The sequence below is a fragment of the Aestuariivirga sp. genome, assembly GCF_047602625.1.
In the GTDB taxonomy this organism is placed as follows: Bacteria; Pseudomonadota; Alphaproteobacteria; order Rhizobiales; family Aestuariivirgaceae; genus Aestuariivirga.
In genome coordinates this window covers 2,331,729-2,350,221 of the sequence record NZ_JASGGV010000002.1, presented here as the reverse complement: position 1 = coordinate 2,350,221, position 18,493 = coordinate 2,331,729, and the positions used below count along the sequence as shown (strand labels likewise).

Below are 18,493 nucleotides of genomic sequence, written 5' to 3'. Positions count from 1 at the left end.
ACGGGCGGAATCTAGGGAGCCGACATGAGCGTTATATGAAGGTTGGATGACGTGTTTGTGACGGTCTATCCTTTTGATCTAACTGTACAATGGCAGATGGATTGAAAAGGTGCTGCCCGCTCCGGGCCGCGAGGTGACGATGAGTTTACCGTGGTGGCGGTTGAGGATGTGCTTGACGATGGCAAGCCCCAGCCCGGTGCCGCCGCGCGAGCGGCTTTCCTGCACGTTCACCCGGTAAAAGCGTTCGGTGAGGCGGGGAATATGCTCCTCCGCGATGCCGGGCCCATAGTCGCGAACCGAAAGTTCCGCATAGCCTCCCGCTGCGCGGCTGGTGATTTCAATCACCTTCCCGGCGTACCCATATTTGAGCGCGTTCTCAACGAGGTTCTGCACCACCTGCACCAGCTCGTCACGGTCGCCCTTCACCAGCAGCGGCTTTTCGAGATCGAGCCTGATCTCGCAGCCGTCCTCTTTCGCCATGCCACCCAGAAGATCGGCGACATGCGCCGCCACATGCGCCAGATCGACCGCGCCCTGCGGCCTGAGATGCTCATTCATTTCGATCCGCGACAGTGAAAGCAGATCATCGATGAGGCGCTTCATCCGCCCGGCCTGGCTGCGCATGAGGCCCAGAAACTTCGTGCGCGCCGCCTCATCATTCCTGGCCGCGCCCAGCAGCGTTTCGATGAACCCTGAAAGAGAAGCAAGGGGCGTCCGCAATTCATGGCTGGCGTTGGCCACGAAATCGGCGCGCATGCGCTCGATCTGCTGTTCGCGCGTGAGGTCACGCAGAACCAGAAGCGCTCCGTTGGGTGAATCCTCCGTCCACGGAACAGGCGCCACATGCACGGCGAATTGCCGGGGTTGCGGCAGCCGCGCTTCAAACTCGATGCTGGCCAACTCGCCGCCGTTCAAGATGTCCTGCACCGTGTCGAGCACCGAGGGAGCACGGATCGCCGCCGCCAAATGCTGCCCCAGGGGATCGAGACGGAGCAGGCTCTTCACCGCCGGATTGGCGGCAATAACGGTGCCCGATGAATCGGTGACCAAAGCCGGGTCAGGCAGGGCCTCGACAAAACCCGCCACCAGCGGACGCGGCGCTTCGCGCGTTGCGGCCTGCGGCACATCGGCTGCGGCTTCGGGTTTGGCAAAGGGCCAGGGCATGGGAATCGATAGACGGCCTACGCTCATTCGGGCAGATATATCCGCTGGATATGACAGATTTGCCGCAGGGAATGAAGGATCATGTCGGAGACGCCGGTCGATCCCGGAATGCTCACCTTCTACAAGGCGCTTTCGGCACAGTCGCCGCCTGAATCGGCGCAGTGGCCGCTGCCGCGCCAGCGCAAGGCGTGGGACGATGTGTGCCGGCAGTTCCGCGCTCCCCGGCCGGAGCGCCTCATCGTTGAAGACCTCGACGCCAATGGCGTGCCGGTGCGGGTGTTCCGCCCGCCGGGCAATGATCCCAAGCCCGGGGTGATCTATGGCCATGGCGGCGGCTGGGTCGTCGGCTCGCCCGAAACCCATGACGACATGTGCGCGGAAATCGCCGATCAGGCGGATGTGGTGGTGGTGCTGATGGATTACCGGCTGGCGCCAGAGCATCCCTATCCCGCCCAGCTTGAGGATTCACTCGCCGTTCTGGAGTGGATGCGCTCCTCGGGCCGCGCCATGGGGATTGATCCCACCCATATCATTGGTGCCGGAGATAGCGCGGGCGGGCAGATGACGGTGGGCCTTGCCCTGGCGCTGCGCGAGAAGGGCCTGCCGCAGCTTCGCGGCATGATGCTGATCTATCCGGTTCTGGGGGCTGATACTGAAACCTCTTCCTATCTGCGCAATGCCAATGCGCCCTGCCTGACGCGGGACGAGATGATCTTCTATCTCGACGCCTTCCTTGGCCCCCGTGGCGGAGCGCCGTGGCACGATCCCAAGGCGGTGCCGAACATCGCAACCGATCTTTCAGGCCTGCCACCTGCCTCCATCACCGTCGCCGCGCATGATCCGCTCTGCGATGACGGGCTGATCTTCCATGAAAAGATGAAGGCGGCGGGCATTCCCGTGGCGTTACGGCGCGAACCGGCGCTGGCCCATTCCTATATGCGGGCCCGCCATGTGAGCGCGCCTGCCATGGCGGGGTTCAAGGCCATCGTCGAGGCCACACGCTCGCTCGCGCATGAAGGGCGCCTGCCCGGTTAAGGCACGCGCCCCCAAGTCTTAGAGAACGGTGACGGTCGCGCCGATTTTCACGAACTGGTAGAGTTCGGTCACGTCCTCGTTCAGCATGCGGATGCAGCCCGAAGACGCCGCCTTGCCGATCGACTTCGGCTCATTGGTGCCGTGGATGCGGTAAATCGTCGAACCCAGATAGATGGCGCGGGCGCCCAGCGGGTTCTTGGGGCCGCCAGCCATGAATTCCGGCAGCTCGGGGCGGCGCTGGCGCATTTCAACCGGCGGCCGCCAGGAGGGCCACTGGGTCTTGGCCGACACCTTGTTAGTGCCCTGCCATTCAAAGCCCGGCTTGGCGCTGGCGATGCGATACTTCGCGGCCTGGCCGTTGCCGATCACGAAATAAAGCGCGTTCTCCCGGGTGTTCACGATGATGGAACCGGGGGCCATTTTCGTCTGGTAGGCGACGATGGCGGCGCGCCTGAACTGGGCATTGGCCCTGGGAGCCTGCGACGGTGAGACAGCCTCATCGGAGGCGCTGTAGGAGGCCGGAACGATCACCACGCCCGCGAAGGGCTTCGTGGTATCGGCAAAGGCCGATGCGCCGAAAAGGCCGGCGAAAACCGTGGCGGCGGCGATGGTGTTGATGATCCTGGACATTATCGTTTCCCTCTCGAATTGCGTTTGTGAAGCCAGTTCTAGTGGGCCGCGCCTGAACCAAGTCTGGCTGCGATCTTTAACTGGCGTTCATGTTTGAAGCGGTGGCCGGGGCTTGTATCTTGGGCAGGGCTGAATAATGTGCCGCCCGTCACATGAGCCAGAAATCCGACCAAAAATTCGCCGCGGTCACCGATCCGGGCCTGCGCGACTTCCTGATCGCGGGGGAACGCTTCTATCCGGCGGATGCGGTGAACTTCACCATGGCCGAGCAGCGGGCCTTCTATGACCGCTATGCCGCGCATTTCCGCAAAGACCGTCCGCATGGGGTCGAAACGGAGGAACTCCGCATCGGTTCCGTGCCCTGCCGCCTTTACCGGAAGCGCGGAATGTCCAGCTCTCCCGCTCTTCTCTATCTGCACGGCGGCGGCTTTGTGCTGGGCGGGCTGGAAAGCCATGACGACGTGTGCGCCGAACTCTGCGATGGCGCTGATGTGGATGTTTTGGCGGTGGAATACCGCCTCGCGCCGGAACACCCTTTTCCCGCCGCTTTCGAGGACTGCTGCCGCGCGCTCGCGCATCTCGGCAAAACGCATGACCGGATTATCGTGGGCGGCGACAGTGCTGGCGGCAATCTCGCCGCCGCCGTGGCGCTGTGGGCGCGTGACGAAGGTGGCCCCAAACTTTCAGGGCAGGTGCTGATCTATCCGGGCCTCGGCGGCGACATGAGCCGCGGCTCCTATGTCACACAGGCCCATGCGCCGGGCCTTTCCACCACCGACGTTCAATATTACCGCGACACCTACAAGGGCGGCGGCAGCAAATATGCCGAGCCCCTGCGGGAAACGGATTTCACCGGCCTGCCGCCCGCCTTCCTCGTCGCCGCCGGGCTTGATCCCCTCCATGATGATTGTTTCGCCTATGCCGGATGCCTGCTCGCGGCCGGTGTGGCGGCAGAAGTGCGTGACGAGCCGCTGCTCGTCCACGCCTTCCTCCGCGCACGGAACATGAGCGCGCCAGCCCGCGCTTCCTTTACCGCCATCACCGCCGCCGTGGCATCGCTTGCCCATCACGGAACTCTCCCCTCCGAAAGGACCGCAGCATGACCATCACCACGATCAAGACCTTCCCGCGCAAGGTGAAGGAGATCGAGAACATCTGGATCACCATGTCGGATGGCGTGAAGCTGGCGGCGCGCATGTGGCTTCCGGCGGACGCCGAGAAGAACCCCGTTCCGGCGCTGCTTGAATATCTTCCCTACCGCAAGCGCGACGGAACCTATGTGCGCGATGCGCTGACGCATCCCTATTTCGCGGGCCACGGCTACGCCTCGATCCGCGTCGACATGCGCGGCAACGGCGATTCCGAAGGCATCATGCTCGATGAATATACCAGGCAGGAGCAGGATGACGCGCTGGAGGTGATTGCCTGGATCGCGCGGCAGAAATGGTGCAGCGGCGCCGTCGGCATGTTCGGCATTTCATGGGGCGGCTTCAATGCGCTGCAGGTGGCGGCGCGCAAGCCCCCGGCCCTCAAGGCCATCGTCACTATCTGCTCGACCGATGACCGCTATGAGGACGACATTCACTACAAGGGCGGCACGCTTTTGAACGAGAACCATGGCTGGGCCGCCACCATGCTCGCCTATTCTTCCCGCCCGCCCGATCCCAAGATCGTCGGCAACAAGTGGCGCAAGATGTGGATGGAGCGCCTCAAGGCCGAGCCCTTCCTGCTCATCGACTGGCTGAAGCATCCGCACCGCGATGCCTACTGGAAGCATGGTTCGGTGTGCGAGGATTTCAGCGCCATCGATGCGGCGACGCTGGTGGTGGGCGGCTGGAACGACGCCTATTCCAACGCCATACCAAGACTCATGAAGGGGCTTCGCTGCTCGCGCAAGGCGATCATCGGGCCATGGGTGCATAAATATCCGCATTTCGCGGTGCCGGAGCCGCGCATGGGATTCCTGCAGGAGTGCCTTCGCTGGTGGGACCAGTGGCTCAAGAGCGAGCCCACCGGCGTCAACCGCGATTCCGATTTCCGCACCTACATCATGGACAGCTACAGGCCCGGCAGCTTCCCGGAGCGGATCGAGGGCCGCTGGGTGGCGGATAATTTCTGGACCTTCGGCAACATGGACACCAAGACCTGGTTCCTGAATGCCGATGGCATCGGCGGTGCTGCAGGTGAAGAGAAGGCGCTCACCATCTCTTCGAAGCAGACGACTGGCGCGGATGGCGGCGAATATTGCATCATCTGGCTCGGCCCCGAATTCCCCGGCGACCAGCGGCGGGACGACGAGCAGTCGATCACCTTCGATTCACCCGCCCTCGTGGCCGACATGGATATCGTCGGCCAGCCCGCCATCGAGATTGATTTCTCGGTGGACAAGCCGGTGGCCTCCGTCGCCGTGCGCCTTAACGATGTGTGGCCAACGGGCGAGGTGACGCGCATCACCTATCATTTCCAGAATCTCTGCATGCGCGAAAGCCGGGAGTTCCCGACCGCGCTTGAGCCCGGCCGCCGCTACCGCATGAAGATCAAGATGGATGACATCGCATGGCGCATCCCCAAGGGCCACAAGCTGCGCGTGTCGATCTCCACCAGCTACTGGCCGATGATGTGGCCGGCACCCGAGCCCGTCACGCTCACCGTCTATGCAGGCACATCCACCGTGCTGGTGCCGATCCGCAAGGCGATCGACAATGAGGTGCCGCTGTCGTGGAAATCATCGGAAGCCGCACCGCCTGCGAAACAGAAGGAACTGAAAAAGGCCTGGCACAAGCGCGAAACCACGGTGGACGAGAAGACCGGCGCCATGAAGCTGGAGATCGTCGATGATTTCGGCCAGCAGGAAATCGCCCCGCATGGCATGGTGATCTCCGCCTGCGCGCGCGAAAACTATTCCATCCTGCCAGACGATCCGCTCTCCGCCGTGCAGGAAACCCACTGGACCGAGGAGCGCCACCGCGGCACCTGGTCTGCCCGCACCGAAACCTACGGCCGCCTCACCGCCACCAAAACGCACTGGCTGGTGTGGGGCAAAATCGAAGCCTTCGAGGGCAAGAAGAAGGTGTTCGAGAAGGAGTTCAACGAGCAGATCGAAAGGAAGCTGCAGTGACAGTTTTGGTCACCCTTCTCCCGCGTAGTGGGGAGGGGTGATTACTGAACCAGCCTCTCCATAAACCCCTCGCATTTCCGCAGTTCGCTCACCGCGATAAATTCATCGGGCTTATGCGCCTGTTCGATGCTGCCGGGGCCGCAGACGACGGCGGGGATGCCGATTTGCTGGAAGAGGCCGGCCTCGGTGCAATAGGAGACGGCGTGGGTGGCGTTGGCATCGGTGAGATGCAGCGCCAGATGCTCGGCGGGCGAAGTTTCATCGGGTGCGAGCGCCGGCACGCGGTTGGTGCATTCAATAGCGATGCCGGTTTCGGGCGCCACGCGCTTCATTGCAGGCTCCAGCGTTTTCGCGAAGGCCTCGAAGCGGCGCGGCACGAAATCGGGATCGGTCGTTGGCAGAAGCCGCGTCTCCCAGGTGAACTCGCATTTCCGCGGAATGATGTTCTTGGCGGTGCCGCCGGAAATCACGCCCACATGCACGGTGGAATAGGGCGGATCGAAACGCTCTGTGGGATCACCCTCGGCAATCAGCTCCTGCTTGAGGCGCGACAGTTCGCCAATCAGCTCCGCCCCCACCATGATCGCATTGACGCCCTGATGCGTAAGGCTCGAATGCGCTTCATGCCCCGTCACTTCGGTTGAAAAGGTGACGGCGCTCTTGTGGGCATTTACAACCTGCATCAGCGTCGGCTCACCGACGATCACCGCGCGCGGCTTCGGCAGGTGATCGCGCATGCGGGCGACGAGCGGGCGCACGCCCTTGCAGCCCACCTCCTCATCGCAGGAAAGTGCGAGATGAACGGGTGTCCTGAGATTGGCCTTGAGAAATTTCGGCACCATGGCCAACGCCACGGCGATGAAGCCCTTCATGTCGCAAGTGCCGCGCCCGTAGAGTTTGCCGCCGCGCTCTTCCAACGTGAAGGGGTGGCTGGTCCAGTCCTGCCCGTCCACCGGCACAACATCGGTGTGGCCCGAGAGCACGACGCCGCCGGCGATGTCAGGCCCGATGGTGGCGTAGAGATTGGTCTTGAGACCCGCCTCGTAATCGACGCGGAGATGCGGCACGCCCCAGCCGTCGAGATAATCCTCCACCCATGCAATCAGCGGAATGTTGCCGTCCCTGCTGGTGGTGTCGAAGCTCACGAGACGCGCCAGCATCTCCTCGGTGGAATAAATCTGTCCGGTCATGGTCACTCAGTTGATGGCGTGTTTGTCGTGCGGGCAGTCGAGGGAGAAGGCGGGAATATCGACATTGAACATGTTACCGCCCTCTCCCTGCATCTGGTAGCAGCCTACCATGAACCCCGAAGGCGTCTTGAGCGGGCAGCCCGATGTATATTGAAACGTGTCGCCCGGCTTCAGCACCGGCTGCTCGCCCACCACGCCCGCACCCCGCAATTCCTGCACCTTGCCGGTGGCGTCGGTGATCTTCCAGTAGCGCGTGCGCAGCGTCACCGTTTCGGGGCCATGGTTTTCCACCACGATGGTGTAGGACCAGACGAAATGCCCCTCGTCGGGCTTCGACTGGCTTTCCAGGAATTGCGGGCGGACGACGACCTTGATGCCCCGTGTGATGCGCTCATACATGGCGCGCATCCTAGCCGAGACACCGGTATTTTCCACCCCGCAGAAGGGCCTTGCGGCTTTCCGGCAAATCCGCCATGTCAGACCCCATGCTGAAACGTCAGGCCACGCCAAAGAGCCTTCAGGGCATATTGCCCGCCCGCGCCATCGCGGATTATTGCGCGCATGGGTTCATCGCCCTGGCCCGCCCCGCCGATGCCGACCAGATTCAGCCAGCCAGCCTTGATTTGCGGCTGGGCGAAGTAGCCTATCGCGTGCGCGCCTCATTCCTCCCCGGCCCCCGCAGCACGGTGGCCCAGCGGCTGAAGGAATTGGAGCTTCATCGCATTGACCTGACCGGCGGCGCGGTGCTGGAAACAGGCTGCGTCTATATCGTGCCGCTGCAAGAAAGCCTGGCGCTGCCCGAAGGGATTTCCGCCACCGCCAATCCCAAAAGTTCCACCGGCCGGCTCGATATTTTCACCCGCGTCATCACCGATCATGCACAGGCCTTTGATACCGTGCCGGAGGGATACAGGGGGCCGCTCTACGCCGAGATTTCGCCGCGCACCTTTCCGATCCTAGCGCGCACCGGTTCGCGCCTGTCGCAGATCCGCTTCCGCGCCGGGGCATCGCTCGCCAGCGATGCGCTGATCCGCGCGCTCCATGCGCAAGATCCGCTGATCGCCGAGGGCGAAGCAGACATTCACAACGGCCTGGCGCTCTCCGTCGATCTCTCGACACTTCCCGGCGAAGGGCCGGTTGGCTTCCGCGCCAAGCGCCACGCCGGACTTGTGGATGTGGACAGGAAAGCGGCGCTCGATGTTCTCGACTATTGGGAACCGATTTGGCGGCGGGGCTCCCTGGTGCTCGATCCCGACCAGTTCTATATTCTCGCCTCCAAGGAAGCGGTGCGCGTGCCGCCCACCCATGCGGCGGAGATGGTGCCCTTCAATCCGCTGGTGGGCGAATTCCGCGTGCATTACGCGGGTTTCTTCGATCCGGGCTTCGGCCATTCGTCAGGAGCGGGCGAGGGCTCGCGCGGCGTTCTTGAAGTGAGAAGCCATGAGGTGCCGTTCATTTTGGAAGACGGGCAGATCATCGGGCGGCTGGTCTATGAACCTCTCACCGAAGCGCCGGAGAGCGTCTATGGCCAGGGCATCGGCTCCAACTACCAGCGGCAGGGGCTGAAGCTCTCCAAGCACTTCAAGCCGTTTGATCTTTCCATCCGATGAAGGTTCGCGCGATCAAGGCGGGCGACCTTGACGATCTCACCGCCATGGCGGCGGAATTCAAGACATTCCTTGGGCGCATCGAAGGCAAGCGGCCGCGCATCGACAGGGCGAAGCTTCGCGCCGAACTCAAGGCCGGCGGCTTCGGCAAGCGGCGGTTTTTTCATGGCCTGATCGCCAAGGATGCAAGCGGGCCTCAAGGCTACGCACTCTATCACTTCGGCTTCAACAGCAATTTCAACTGCGGGACTCTCTTCATCTCCGATCTCTTTGTCAGGGGCAACGCGCGCGGGAAAGGCATCGGCCACGCACTGATGAAAAAGGCGGCCGCAATCGCCAGAGACAAGGGCTGCGGCCGGATGGAATGGACGGTGTGGAACATCAACGCTCCCGCCATCGGCTTTTATGTCGGTCTGGGCGCTAAAGCGACCGATGACGAAATCATCATGGGGGCGGCGCTGGGGAAGGCGCTTTACGTCAAGCTGGGCCTCGCCTAATATCGCCTCCGATGCGGGCGTAGTTCAGTGGTAGAACGGTAGCTTCCCAAGCTGCATGTCGTGGGTTCGATTCCCATCGCCCGCTCCAATTTTCATCAATTCGGAAATTACAGGCCACATTTTTCAGCGCAGCTCTATTTACGGTCGCAACATCCGCACCTTGCAACGCATTAACCCGCTGCCCGCTCCCGTCAATGCAGTGTTGCAATCGCTCTCCACGGTTATTGCTGCGCCGCACCGTTGTTTCCCGCACAATGGCGCGTGACGGTTCGTGAGTGGAGGGGATGACACGCATGTTCAAAAAGGCAGACAAGCCGGAAGAGTCTGTGCCGTCGGTGAAGGCGGCGCGTTACCCGTCTTATCTCCCGCCACCCGCCATTCTCAATGCGCTGGTGCAGCCGGGGCGCGATGCCAAAGGCCGCGATACCGTGACGATGCCGAAAGAGGTGTTCCACAAATTGCTTGCCGCCATCGCCGCGCCGGTGTTTGACGAAGCGGATTATCTTGCCCGCTATGCCGACATCCGCACGCTGGTTCAGAAGGGAAAGATTCCATCTGCCCTCAGCCATTTCGCCTCTGACGGCCACCGCGAAAAACGCGCGACTGCCAAAATGCCCGTTGACGATGACTGGTACCGCGCCACCTATCCTGACGTGGCGCAGGAAATCCGCAACGGCAAGCTGCGCGACGGCACGGAGCATTTCAGGGTGTTCGGATATCAGGAAGCCCGCGTGCCCGCCAAGGAATGCCAGGCCGATGTGGCGGAGTGGACATCCTTGCTGAAACGTTTCGGCAAGACCTAACGGGGGGATACAGGGCTTTCATTTTGAGTCTCTGCCGCTTGCCGATTTTTCTGGAAATTCCCGCCCGCCCTCCCAGATAGGAACGATCTCCGGCGTGTGCTGCGTGCGTGGAGGGACTGCAAATCAACGGAGAATGAAACCTCTGTTGCGGAGTGCAGACCATGCAGCGCCATATCCACGCCTCATCACACGGCCTGATTGATTCCACCGTCCGCCGCTTCCTGGCGAGCGAAGCATCGGCTGGGCTGCTGCTCATGTTCAGCGCAGCCTGCGCGCTGGTGTGGGCCAATTCTCCCTATGCAGATCTTTATTTCAGCGCCCTTCACACGTCTCTTGGCCCTCTCTCGCTACAGCACTGGATCAACGATGGGCTGATGGCCCTGTTCTTCCTGATGGTGGGGCTGGAAATCAAACGCGAGATGATCGACGGCGGGCTATCAAGCTGGCCGAAGCGCCTTTTGCCGGGCGCGGCGGCGCTGGCGGGCATGCTGGTTCCCGCACTTGTCTTCAGCGTCTTCAATCTCGCCGATCCGGCGGCGCGCGCGGGATGGGCCATTCCCGCCGCCACGGACATTGCCTTCGCGCTCGGCATTCTTGCATTGCTCGGATCGCGCGTTCCGGTTTCGCTGAAACTCTTTCTCACCGCCTTGGCGATCATTGATGACCTTGGCGTGGTGCTGGTCATCGCGGCCTTCTACTCGCACGGATTTTCACTTGCTGCACTGTGCGTCGCGGCGCTTGTGATGGCGGTGCTTGTTGTTCTCAACCTGCGCGGCGTCTCCATCCTCTGGCCTTATCTTGCCCTTGGGCTTCTCCTGTGGGCACTGGTACTGATGTCGGGCGTTCATTCCACCATCGCCGGCGTATTGCTGGCGCTTACCATCCCCGTGAACCGCACGCCTGCGTCGCCCGAAGCCGCGCCCGCTCATTCACCGCTGCACCGGTTGGAGCGCGCTTTGCACCTGCCGGTGGCCTCTCTGGTGCTGCCGATCTTTGGCCTGGCCAATGCGGGGCTTTCATTTGAAAACGTCACGCTGGCGAGCTTTCTGTCGCCGCTCACGCTTGGCGTGGCGGCCGGATTGCTTGTTGGCAAATTTGTTGGAATTTTTGGAGCCGTAATATTGCTGGTGCGGCTCGGGCCTGCTGATCTTCCTACGCATGCCACATGGCGCCAGACCGCCGCCGTCTCGCTCATCTGCGGCGTGGGCTTCACGATGAGCCTGTTCATCTGCCAGCTCGCCTTTGAGGATGAGACGCTACAAACCCAGGCGAAGCTCGGCATTCTCACAGGCTCGGCGCTGGCCGGGATGCTGGGATACTTGCTGCTGCGCTTCACGCCTGTCAGGCGCGCAGAGGCAGGCGAAGTTCCGCATTGAGGCCGCCGAGCGCGGCGCTGCGCATCAAGGCCAGCGTGCCGCCATACAGTGCCGCAAGCTCGGCCACGATGGACAGTCCGAAGCCATGACCCGGCACTTTCTCATCAAGACGCCTGCCCGGCTGCAAAGCCTCAATGATCTCGCTATCGGAGAGGCCGGGCCCATCGTCCTCAATTGCCAGGACGGCACTGTTCTCATCCCGCCTTGCGCTGATCCGCACGGCGGACCCGGCCCATTTGAACGCGTTGTCCAGCAGGTTGCCCGCCATCTCGTCGAAGTCGCGCGCATCGCAAGGGACGGAGAGATCGTCCGGGCACTGAACACTGCATGAGACCGTGCGACTCGCGTTGATGTGGCGCAGCGTTTGCGCGAGATCGGCCAGGCGCGGCGCAATCATCAATGGCAGATGCCGGGTTTGCGGCATGGCCGCCATCCGAGCGCGGCCCAGATGATGGCGGATGCCCTGTTCCATGCGCTCTGTCAGCGCCAGCAGTCCATGATCGGCGTCTTTTGCCGACAAGGCCAGCGACAGCGTGGCGAGTGGGGTTTTGAGACTGTGCGCGAGGTTGGCGGAATGAAGCCTTGCCGCCTCGAGACGCTCGGCATTCTGGCGGATCAGCGCATTCAGCTCCTGCGCCAGCGGGCGCAATTCGGCGGGCGCGCGATCGGGCACCTCCGACGCGCGGCCTTCGGCCACCTCATGCACGGCCTGCTGCAAACCGCGCACGGGTTTGAGGCCAATCCGCACCTGCAGCCACAGGCCCAGAAGCAGCAGCGCGCCAAGCGCCAGAAGCGAAAGACCCATGGCGGTCAGGGCTTCCGTCAACGGGCCCGTGACGGCGCGGCCGGGCGCCGTGGCCGTCACCAGAACCGCTGCGCCGTTCACGGAATAGGAGCGTGTCCGCGCATGCAGCATCTCGCCATGACGGTCGCGGGCCAGCGTAGGCGCGGAGCCGGTCAGGACGATCTGCCGCCAGTCGAAGTGCGGCGTTTCAACCTCGATTTCGTCGCCTTCGAGCGACGCCGAGGTGATGGTGCTGTTGCCGCCCTTCACCTGCCAGTACCAGCCGGAATGCAGCCGCTGGAAATCCGGCGACTCGCCCCGCGCGCTGAGTGCGATCGCGCCGTCGGGTTGCTGAACGAGATGCGCGCCGACATCGCTGATCGTAGCGTCAAGCCGCTGGTCAATCTGCCCAATGATAAAGCGTTGCAGGATCGCGCCGATGAGGAGCGCCGCCACGATCACCGCCGCCGCGATGGCCAGCGCCCCGCCCGCCAGCAAACGCCCCGCGAGAGATTGCGGCGCGAACCTCATGCATTGGCCTCCACGAGGCGGTAGCCCAGGCCCCGCTCGGTTTCTATCATGGCGCGGCCGATCTTGCGCCTGAGCCTGCCGATGATGACCTCGACCGAGTTTGACTCCACATTGGCCTCGCCATCATATACGCGCTCCATGAGGTCCATGCGGTCCACGGTGCGCCCCTTGCGGTACATGAGGCACGAGAGCACGCGCCATTCCAGCGCGGTCAGCTTCAGTGGCAGGCCTTCGAATTCAAATACGCCGGTCTGCGTGTCGAAGGCGAGCGGCCCGCATGAAAGTTTTGATGCCGCGTGGCCATTGGCGCGCCGCACAAGTGCCCGCAGCCTGACGATCAGTTCCTCGATCTTGAACGGCTTGGTGAGGTAGTCGTCAGCGCCGGCGCGGAATCCTTCCACCTTGTCCGTCCAGCTATCGCGGGCGGTCAGGATTAAAACCGGCAGGCTGCGGCCTTCGGCGCGCCAGTTGTGCAAGATCGAAACGCCATCAACTTTGGGCAGACCAAGATCAAGCACTACCGCATCATAACGCTCCGTGGCGCCCAAATGCTGCCCATCCTCGCCATTGCCGGAGATATCGACGGCAAAATTTTCGGCGCGCAGCGATTTGGTAATCGCCGCAGCCAGCACGCCATCATCCTCGACCAACAATACGCGCATTCACATCCTCATTCGCCGCCGCTTTCGGAAACATCGCTGAACCGAATCTGAACGGCGGCATTCAGGGCGGGTTTCGATGAGGAGAATATAGGTCTGTCATCGCAACCCAGAAAGGATGCAAATGATGACGGAAGACATCACTCATTCGACAGTTGACGAGGCCCCTTCTGCGCCCCAGCGCCGCTCAACGCGCTGGGCCGCCATGGCCTTCGGCGCGGTGGCGCTTCTCATGGCGGGGGCCGGCGCAGGCGGCATTGCCGTCAATGCGCTCCATCCCACGGCCGTGATGGCGCCCATGCAGCCTGCCGCGATCAGCGCCATGCAGGACTGGAGCACCGTCACCATCAAGGGCCAGGTGGTGGAACTGTTCGGCAACAAGTTTGTTGTCGAGGACCAGAGCGGCCGGGCGCTTGTCGAAACAGGCCGCGCCGGTGAAGACGGCACATTGGTGAACAAGGCAGAAACCGTGACGGTACAGGGACGCTTTGAACATGGCTTCATCCACGCGCAATTCATCGTCCATGCCGATGGCAAGACGGTATCCGTCGAACCGCCGCATCCGCCGGGCCCCCATGACTGGATGCGCCACGTGCTCGGCGCCGCAACGCCACCCATGAATTTCTAGCCGGAACTTTCTGATTTCAATCGTGCACTGGAAAGGAGACACACATGTCCATGAAAGCACTGATCGCCGCCGCAGCACTCGCAGCTTACGCGGTGCCTGCCCTCGCGCAGGATGCGCCGCCCCCGGCTCCCAAGCCCGACGCGCCGCCGATGACTGATGGCGGGCCGGATGGTCCCGGCGGCCCGGGTGGCCCAGGGGGCCCAGGCCGTCCGCCCCATGGCCCGCCGCCTCCGGGCGAGTTTGCCTCGTTCGACATCAAGCTGGGCCGGGGCGCTGGCCTGCATGTCGATTGCGGCAAGGAGCAGATCAAGGTGTGCATCGACGCGGCAGCGCCTCTGGTCGACAAGGTTTCGGCCATGCTCGACAAGCTGCCGCCCGAGCCGCCCCCGCCGCCCGGCAAGATGCCGCCTCCTCCCCCGGGCAAGAAACCTTAAATCGCCGTTACAAGCGCGCCGCGTCCCGGATCCGGGGCGCGGCTTCAATCGCGCCGGTATTGCGCATCGGACACGTGCTCCAGCCAGTCCACGGCCTTGCCACCAAGCTTTTCCTGAATGGCAATGTGGCTCATGGCGTTCGCTGCGGTGGCGCCATGCCAGTGCTTCTCACCGGGCGGAAACCACACCACATCGCCGGGGCGGATTTCTTCCACGGGGCCATCTTCGCGCTGCGCCCAGCCAAGGCCCGATACGATGAACAGCGTCTGGCCCAAGGGGTGGGTATGCCAGGCGGTGCGGGCACCCGGCTCGAAGGTGACAAGCGCGCCCGCCACGCGGGCAGGATCGGGGGCGGAAAACAATGGTTCGATCCGCACCGCGCCGGTGAAATACTCCGTTGGCCCCGTTCCCGAAGGTTCCGTCCCGTTGCGCCTGATCTCCATCAGTCCTCCGCCGTACTCCGTTCACGGAGCACTTGGGCATAGACGTTGATGATCAGTGCCGCCAGCAGGATCAGGCCGCGGATCAATATCTTGAGGAACGAGTTGATCTGGATATGGTCGAGGCCGTTGTTTAGAACGCCCAGCACCAGCAGGCCGATGATGGTGTTGCCGATGCCGCCCCGGCCGCCGAACAGACTGGTGCCGCCGACAACCACGGCGGCGATCGCATCGAGCAGGAAGGTGTCGAACTGGTTCTGCTGCGCCGAGCCGAAATAGGCCACGCCCAGCATGCCGGCGATGCCGGAACACATGGCGCAGATCACCATCACGGCGGCGATGATGGCGCGCACATTGACGCCCGAATATTCCGCCGCCTCGCGGTTGCCGCCCACCATATACACATAGCGCCCGAAGCGCGTGTAGGTGAGCACCAGATGCGCCACCAGCAGGAACAGCAGGCAGACGATAATTGTCCAGCGCACGCCATAGATCGATTGCGAGCCGAGATAGGTGATGAGATCGGGATAGGAATAGGCGATCTGCCCGCGCACCAGCATGGCCGAAATGCCGTTGGCGATCTGCATCATCGCCAGCGTCATGATGAAGGAGGGAATGCCGATCCGCGTTACGCCGAAGGCGGTGATGAGGCCGAAGGCTCCCGCCGAGGCCAGCGTGAGGATGATGGCGATCCAGCCCTGCATCGGCAGATTGTCGATGTTCACATAATCGGGCTGGAGCGTGAAATAGGCCATCACGATGCCCACCGCATTGGCCACCGCCGCCACCGAAAGATCGATTTCGGCGGTCAGGATCACGAAGGTCAGCCCCACCGCGATGATGCCGGTGATCGACACCTGCGAGAGAATATTCGCGGTGTTGTCGAGCGTAAGGAACGACGGTGAGGCGATGGTGAAGAAGGCGATCAGCGCCAGCAGCGTGAAGACGGGCGCGATGTTGCGCAGCTGGTCTTTCAGGAAATGCCCGATTGAGGATCGCGGCGCCGAAGTGTCAATGCTTGTCATCTGCCCTGCCTATGCCGCCGCGAGAAGATCGCTCTTCTCGATGCGCCCGGTTGAGAATTCAGCGCTCACGCTGCCTTTTTTCATCACTGTCACCCTGTCGGCCAGGGTGAGAATCGTTTCAGGTTCTGTGGAAAGCACCAGCACCGCCACGCCCCTGTCGCGCAGCGACTTGACGATGCGGATCACGTCTTCCTTGGCGCCCACATCCATGCCGCGGGTCGGCTCGGAGAGAATCAGAACCTTGGGCAGATGGGTGATCCATTTGGCCAGCGCCACCTTCTGCTGGTTGCCGCCCGACAGCGAACCCAGCGCGATCCCGGCGCGCGGCGGCCTGATCTGCAGATCCTTGATATGCGCCTCGGTGATGGCGCGCTCTTTCTTCGGCTTCAGCCACAGCCGGTTGATGCGGTCGAGAATGGCAATCGACACATTCTTGTAAACCGGTTCGCCGCGGAACAGCATCATGCGGCGGTTCTCAGGAAGATAGGCGATGCCTGCGCGGCGCGCCGCTGCTGTTGATGCAAGCTTCACCGCCTTGCCATCAATCGACAGCGTTGCATGGCGGAGCGGCGTCTTGCCGAACAGGGCGCGCGCCAGTTCGATCTGCCCGCAGCCCATGAAGCCATAGACGCCGGTGATCTCGCCCGCCCGGAGCGCAATCGAGAACTGCTTGCCCGGCTGCTCCAGCTTCAGCACCACCTTGCGGCTGTCATCGGCTGACAGTGTGGCGACCTCGCCCATGTGAAGTTCGGCGGAGCGTTTGCCGATCATCAGGCCGATCACCTTGTCCTTGGTGAGATCGGTGGTGTTCTCGGTCGCCACCTTCTCGCCGTTGCGGAACACGGTGACGCGGTCGGAGATCGCAAGCACGTCATCCAGGAAGTGCGAGATGAACACGATGGAGCGGCCTTCGCCGCGCAGCTTGCGCAGCACGGTGAACAGACGCTCCACTTCCGGCGGCGACAGCGCCGAAGTCGGCTCGTCGAGAATGATGATCTGCGCGCCAGAGAACAGCACGCGCGACAGTTCCACAAGCTGCTGCAGACCCACCGGCAGCGCGCCCATGCGCGTCTTGGGATCGATGTCGAGGCCCAAGCTCGCCATCAGCGTCTTCGCCTCGCGGTTCATGCGCGTCCAGTCGATGGTGCCTGCGGGCGTCACCGGATGGGCGCCGAGAAACACGTTCTCCGCCACGCTCAGGTCGGGAACGATGGACAGTTCCTGATGCACCATGCCGATGCCATTGTGGAGCGCATCGCGCGCCGAGCGCAGATGCACCTCACGGCCATCGATCTTCATCACGCCTTCGGAGGCCATGTGCACTCCGGCGATGATCTTCATCATGGTGGATTTGCCGGCGCCGTTTTCGCCCACGAGGCCGTGGATTTCGCCGCGCTCCAGCGTGAAGCTCACGTCGCGAAGGGCATGGACGCCGCCGAACTGCTTCGACACGTGAGACATTTCGAGCAGGGGCGGCGAACCGTCCCTGCTCTTATTCCGTTGCTCTTCAGTCATGCACGCTCAAATCAGATGAGGAAGTTCTTCTGGAGCCAGAGCATGCCGGCTGCTGTCTCCTTGGTGACGACCGGGCCGTCGGCGAGGATCGAGGCCGGAATTTCCTTGCCCGTCTTCTCGCCGCCGATCACAGCCGCAACACCGGCGGCAATCGACCAGCCATGGATGCGGCAGGACGGGTTGCGCACCGTCGCGGCCATCACGCCGTCGAGCACGGCGTTCACGGCGGGCGGCATGGCGTCAACACCGCCGATCACAATGCCGGTGCGGCCCTTGGCCTTCATCACATTGTAGGCGGCAAGCGCCATGTCGTCATTGTGGAAGAAGGCCGCCGCGATGTCGGGGTTCTGGGTGAGGATCGATTCCCAGATGCGCGCCACCTTGGTCACGTCCCAGTCGGCCGGTTCCTCGTTGATGACCTTCACATCGGGGAAGCCCGCGACCACCTGTTTGAAGCCTTTGGCGCGGCCTTGCGCGCCGGTGTGGCCCAGCGCGCCCTGCGTCATCACCACATTGCCCTTGCCGCCGATCTTGGCCATCAGCGCCGATGTGACGAGCGAGCCCATCAGCACGTTGTCGGGCGCGATCTCGGTATGGATGGCGACGGTTCCAGCAGGCGCGATCAGCGTATCCATGCCGATCACCGGCGAACCTGCGTCGATCATCTTGTTAACGGGATCAACGAGCGTGCCGATGCCGAAAGGCTGAATCGCCACGAAATCCCACTTCTGCGAGGCCATGTTGTCGATCGAGGCGCGCTGCTTGGTGGCGGACAGTTCGCCGTCGAACCACGTCACTTCGACATTCATCAACTGGCCCCAGGCTTCGGCAGCCTGCTTGCCCTGCGCGCACCATGTAGCCTGAAGGCCGGCGTTGGACATTGCCGCCTTCAGCGGCTTCGAAGACTTCTTCAATTCCTGCGCCATGGCGGGGTCGAAACCGGCGCTGGCCAGAAGAGCAGCGGCGAGGCCAGTCTTGCCCACCTTGCGGAAAACGTCGCGGCGCGTCGCCGCTTCGCGGATCAGTTCGTCGAGCATTTGCATTTCTCCCATTGTCG

The 18,493-nt window shown here is 62.8% G+C and carries 19 protein-coding genes and 1 tRNA gene; 10 read left to right on the top strand and 10 right to left on the bottom strand.

Going from position 1 to position 18,493, the window contains the following annotated elements; genetic code table 11:
- Positions 1 to 78 precede the first annotated feature (78 nt).
- The gene (gene phoR, locus QM694_RS16645; protein ID WP_415008041.1) at positions 79 to 1,164 is read right to left on the bottom strand and encodes a phosphate regulon sensor histidine kinase PhoR; all 1,086 of its coding nucleotides are present in this window, start codon (positions 1,162 to 1,164) and stop codon (positions 79 to 81) included.
- An 81-nt stretch (positions 1,165 to 1,245) separates the two neighbouring features.
- Here phoR and QM694_RS16640 point away from each other — a divergent pair, with 81 nt between their 5' ends.
- Positions 1,246 to 2,199: an alpha/beta hydrolase gene (locus tag QM694_RS16640; protein ID WP_415008040.1), complete on the top strand. Its 954-nt coding sequence runs from the start codon at positions 1,246 to 1,248 to the stop codon at positions 2,197 to 2,199.
- An 18-nt stretch (positions 2,200 to 2,217) separates the two neighbouring features.
- Here QM694_RS16640 and QM694_RS16635 read toward each other — a convergent pair whose 3' ends face one another.
- On the bottom strand, positions 2,218 to 2,829 hold the full coding sequence (locus QM694_RS16635; RefSeq protein WP_415008039.1) for a L,D-transpeptidase: 612 nt from the start codon (positions 2,827 to 2,829) through the stop codon (positions 2,218 to 2,220).
- A 152-nt stretch (positions 2,830 to 2,981) separates the two neighbouring features.
- Here QM694_RS16635 and QM694_RS16630 point away from each other — a divergent pair, with 152 nt between their 5' ends.
- Both QM694_RS16630 and QM694_RS16625 read left to right on the top strand, forming a co-directional pair.
- The gene (locus tag QM694_RS16630) at positions 2,982 to 3,932 is read left to right on the top strand and encodes an alpha/beta hydrolase (protein WP_415008038.1); all 951 of its coding nucleotides are present in this window, start codon (positions 2,982 to 2,984) and stop codon (positions 3,930 to 3,932) included.
- On the top strand, positions 3,929 to 5,947 hold the full coding sequence (locus tag QM694_RS16625) for a CocE/NonD family hydrolase (protein WP_415008037.1): 2,019 nt from the start codon (positions 3,929 to 3,931) through the stop codon (positions 5,945 to 5,947). Before QM694_RS16630 ends, QM694_RS16625 begins: the two co-directional genes overlap by 4 nt.
- Before the next feature lie 41 nt (positions 5,948 to 5,988).
- Here the strand turns inward: QM694_RS16625 and argE are convergent, their stop codons facing one another.
- Positions 5,989 to 7,137 (bottom strand): acetylornithine deacetylase, encoded by a 1,149-nt coding sequence (argE, locus tag QM694_RS16620; RefSeq protein ID WP_415008036.1) that lies wholly within the window; start codon positions 7,135 to 7,137, stop codon positions 5,989 to 5,991.
- Between the two features lie 6 nt (positions 7,138 to 7,143).
- Positions 7,144 to 7,536, bottom strand: coding sequence for a Co2+/Mg2+ efflux protein ApaG (gene apaG / locus QM694_RS16615; RefSeq protein WP_415008035.1), 393 nt, complete (start codon positions 7,534 to 7,536; stop codon positions 7,144 to 7,146).
- A 74-nt stretch (positions 7,537 to 7,610) separates the two neighbouring features.
- On the opposite strand from apaG, the gene QM694_RS16610 reads away from it, so the two are divergent.
- From QM694_RS16610 to nhaA, 5 genes are all read left to right on the top strand, one after another.
- Positions 7,611 to 8,747, top strand: coding sequence for a 2'-deoxycytidine 5'-triphosphate deaminase (locus tag QM694_RS16610; protein WP_415008034.1), 1,137 nt, complete (start codon positions 7,611 to 7,613; stop codon positions 8,745 to 8,747).
- Complete coding sequence (locus QM694_RS16605) at positions 8,744 to 9,241, top strand: GNAT family N-acetyltransferase (RefSeq protein ID WP_415008033.1); 498 nt, start codon at positions 8,744 to 8,746, stop codon at positions 9,239 to 9,241. Before QM694_RS16610 ends, QM694_RS16605 begins: the two co-directional genes overlap by 4 nt.
- A 13-nt stretch (positions 9,242 to 9,254) precedes the next feature.
- Positions 9,255 to 9,329 (top strand) — tRNA-Gly (locus QM694_RS16600).
- A 205-nt stretch (positions 9,330 to 9,534) separates the two neighbouring features.
- Positions 9,535 to 10,044, top strand: coding sequence for a hypothetical protein (locus QM694_RS16595; protein WP_415008032.1), 510 nt, complete (start codon positions 9,535 to 9,537; stop codon positions 10,042 to 10,044).
- Positions 10,045 to 10,205: 161 nt separating this feature from the next.
- Complete coding sequence (gene nhaA / locus QM694_RS16590) at positions 10,206 to 11,420, top strand: Na+/H+ antiporter NhaA (RefSeq protein WP_415008031.1); 1,215 nt, start codon at positions 10,206 to 10,208, stop codon at positions 11,418 to 11,420.
- On the opposite strand, the gene QM694_RS16585 is transcribed toward nhaA, so the two are convergent.
- Both QM694_RS16585 and QM694_RS16580 read right to left on the bottom strand, forming a co-directional pair.
- Complete coding sequence (locus tag QM694_RS16585) at positions 11,386 to 12,735, bottom strand: sensor histidine kinase (protein WP_415008030.1); 1,350 nt, start codon at positions 12,733 to 12,735, stop codon at positions 11,386 to 11,388. The two genes, nhaA and QM694_RS16585, sit on opposite strands and share 35 nt — an antisense overlap.
- Positions 12,732 to 13,397, bottom strand: a complete 666-nt coding sequence (locus tag QM694_RS16580) for a response regulator transcription factor (RefSeq protein ID WP_415008029.1) — start codon at positions 13,395 to 13,397, stop codon at positions 12,732 to 12,734. The genes QM694_RS16585 and QM694_RS16580 overlap by 4 nt, the downstream gene beginning before the upstream one ends.
- 124 nt (positions 13,398 to 13,521) lie before the next feature.
- Here QM694_RS16580 and QM694_RS16575 point away from each other — a divergent pair, with 124 nt between their 5' ends.
- Positions 13,522 to 14,022 (top strand): hypothetical protein, encoded by a 501-nt coding sequence (locus QM694_RS16575; RefSeq protein ID WP_415008028.1) that lies wholly within the window; start codon positions 13,522 to 13,524, stop codon positions 14,020 to 14,022.
- 44 nt (positions 14,023 to 14,066) lie between these two features.
- On the top strand, positions 14,067 to 14,456 hold the full coding sequence (locus QM694_RS16570) for a hypothetical protein (RefSeq protein WP_415008027.1): 390 nt from the start codon (positions 14,067 to 14,069) through the stop codon (positions 14,454 to 14,456).
- Between the two features lie 44 nt (positions 14,457 to 14,500).
- On the opposite strand, the gene QM694_RS16565 is transcribed toward QM694_RS16570, so the two are convergent.
- Genes QM694_RS16565 through QM694_RS16550 form a run of 4 tightly spaced genes read right to left on the bottom strand, consistent with a single transcriptional unit; the run spans position 14,501 to position 18,473 of the window.
- On the bottom strand, positions 14,501 to 14,899 hold the full coding sequence (locus QM694_RS16565; RefSeq protein WP_415008026.1) for a cupin domain-containing protein: 399 nt from the start codon (positions 14,897 to 14,899) through the stop codon (positions 14,501 to 14,503).
- The gene (locus tag QM694_RS16560; RefSeq protein ID WP_415008025.1) at positions 14,899 to 15,921 is read right to left on the bottom strand and encodes an ABC transporter permease; all 1,023 of its coding nucleotides are present in this window, start codon (positions 15,919 to 15,921) and stop codon (positions 14,899 to 14,901) included. The genes QM694_RS16565 and QM694_RS16560 overlap by 1 nt, the downstream gene beginning before the upstream one ends.
- A 9-nt stretch (positions 15,922 to 15,930) precedes the next feature.
- Positions 15,931 to 17,436: a sugar ABC transporter ATP-binding protein gene (locus QM694_RS16555; protein ID WP_415008024.1), complete on the bottom strand. Its 1,506-nt coding sequence runs from the start codon at positions 17,434 to 17,436 to the stop codon at positions 15,931 to 15,933.
- Between the two features lie 11 nt (positions 17,437 to 17,447).
- Positions 17,448 to 18,473: a sugar ABC transporter substrate-binding protein gene (locus QM694_RS16550; protein WP_415008023.1), complete on the bottom strand. Its 1,026-nt coding sequence runs from the start codon at positions 18,471 to 18,473 to the stop codon at positions 17,448 to 17,450.
- Positions 18,474 to 18,493 lie beyond the last annotated feature (20 nt).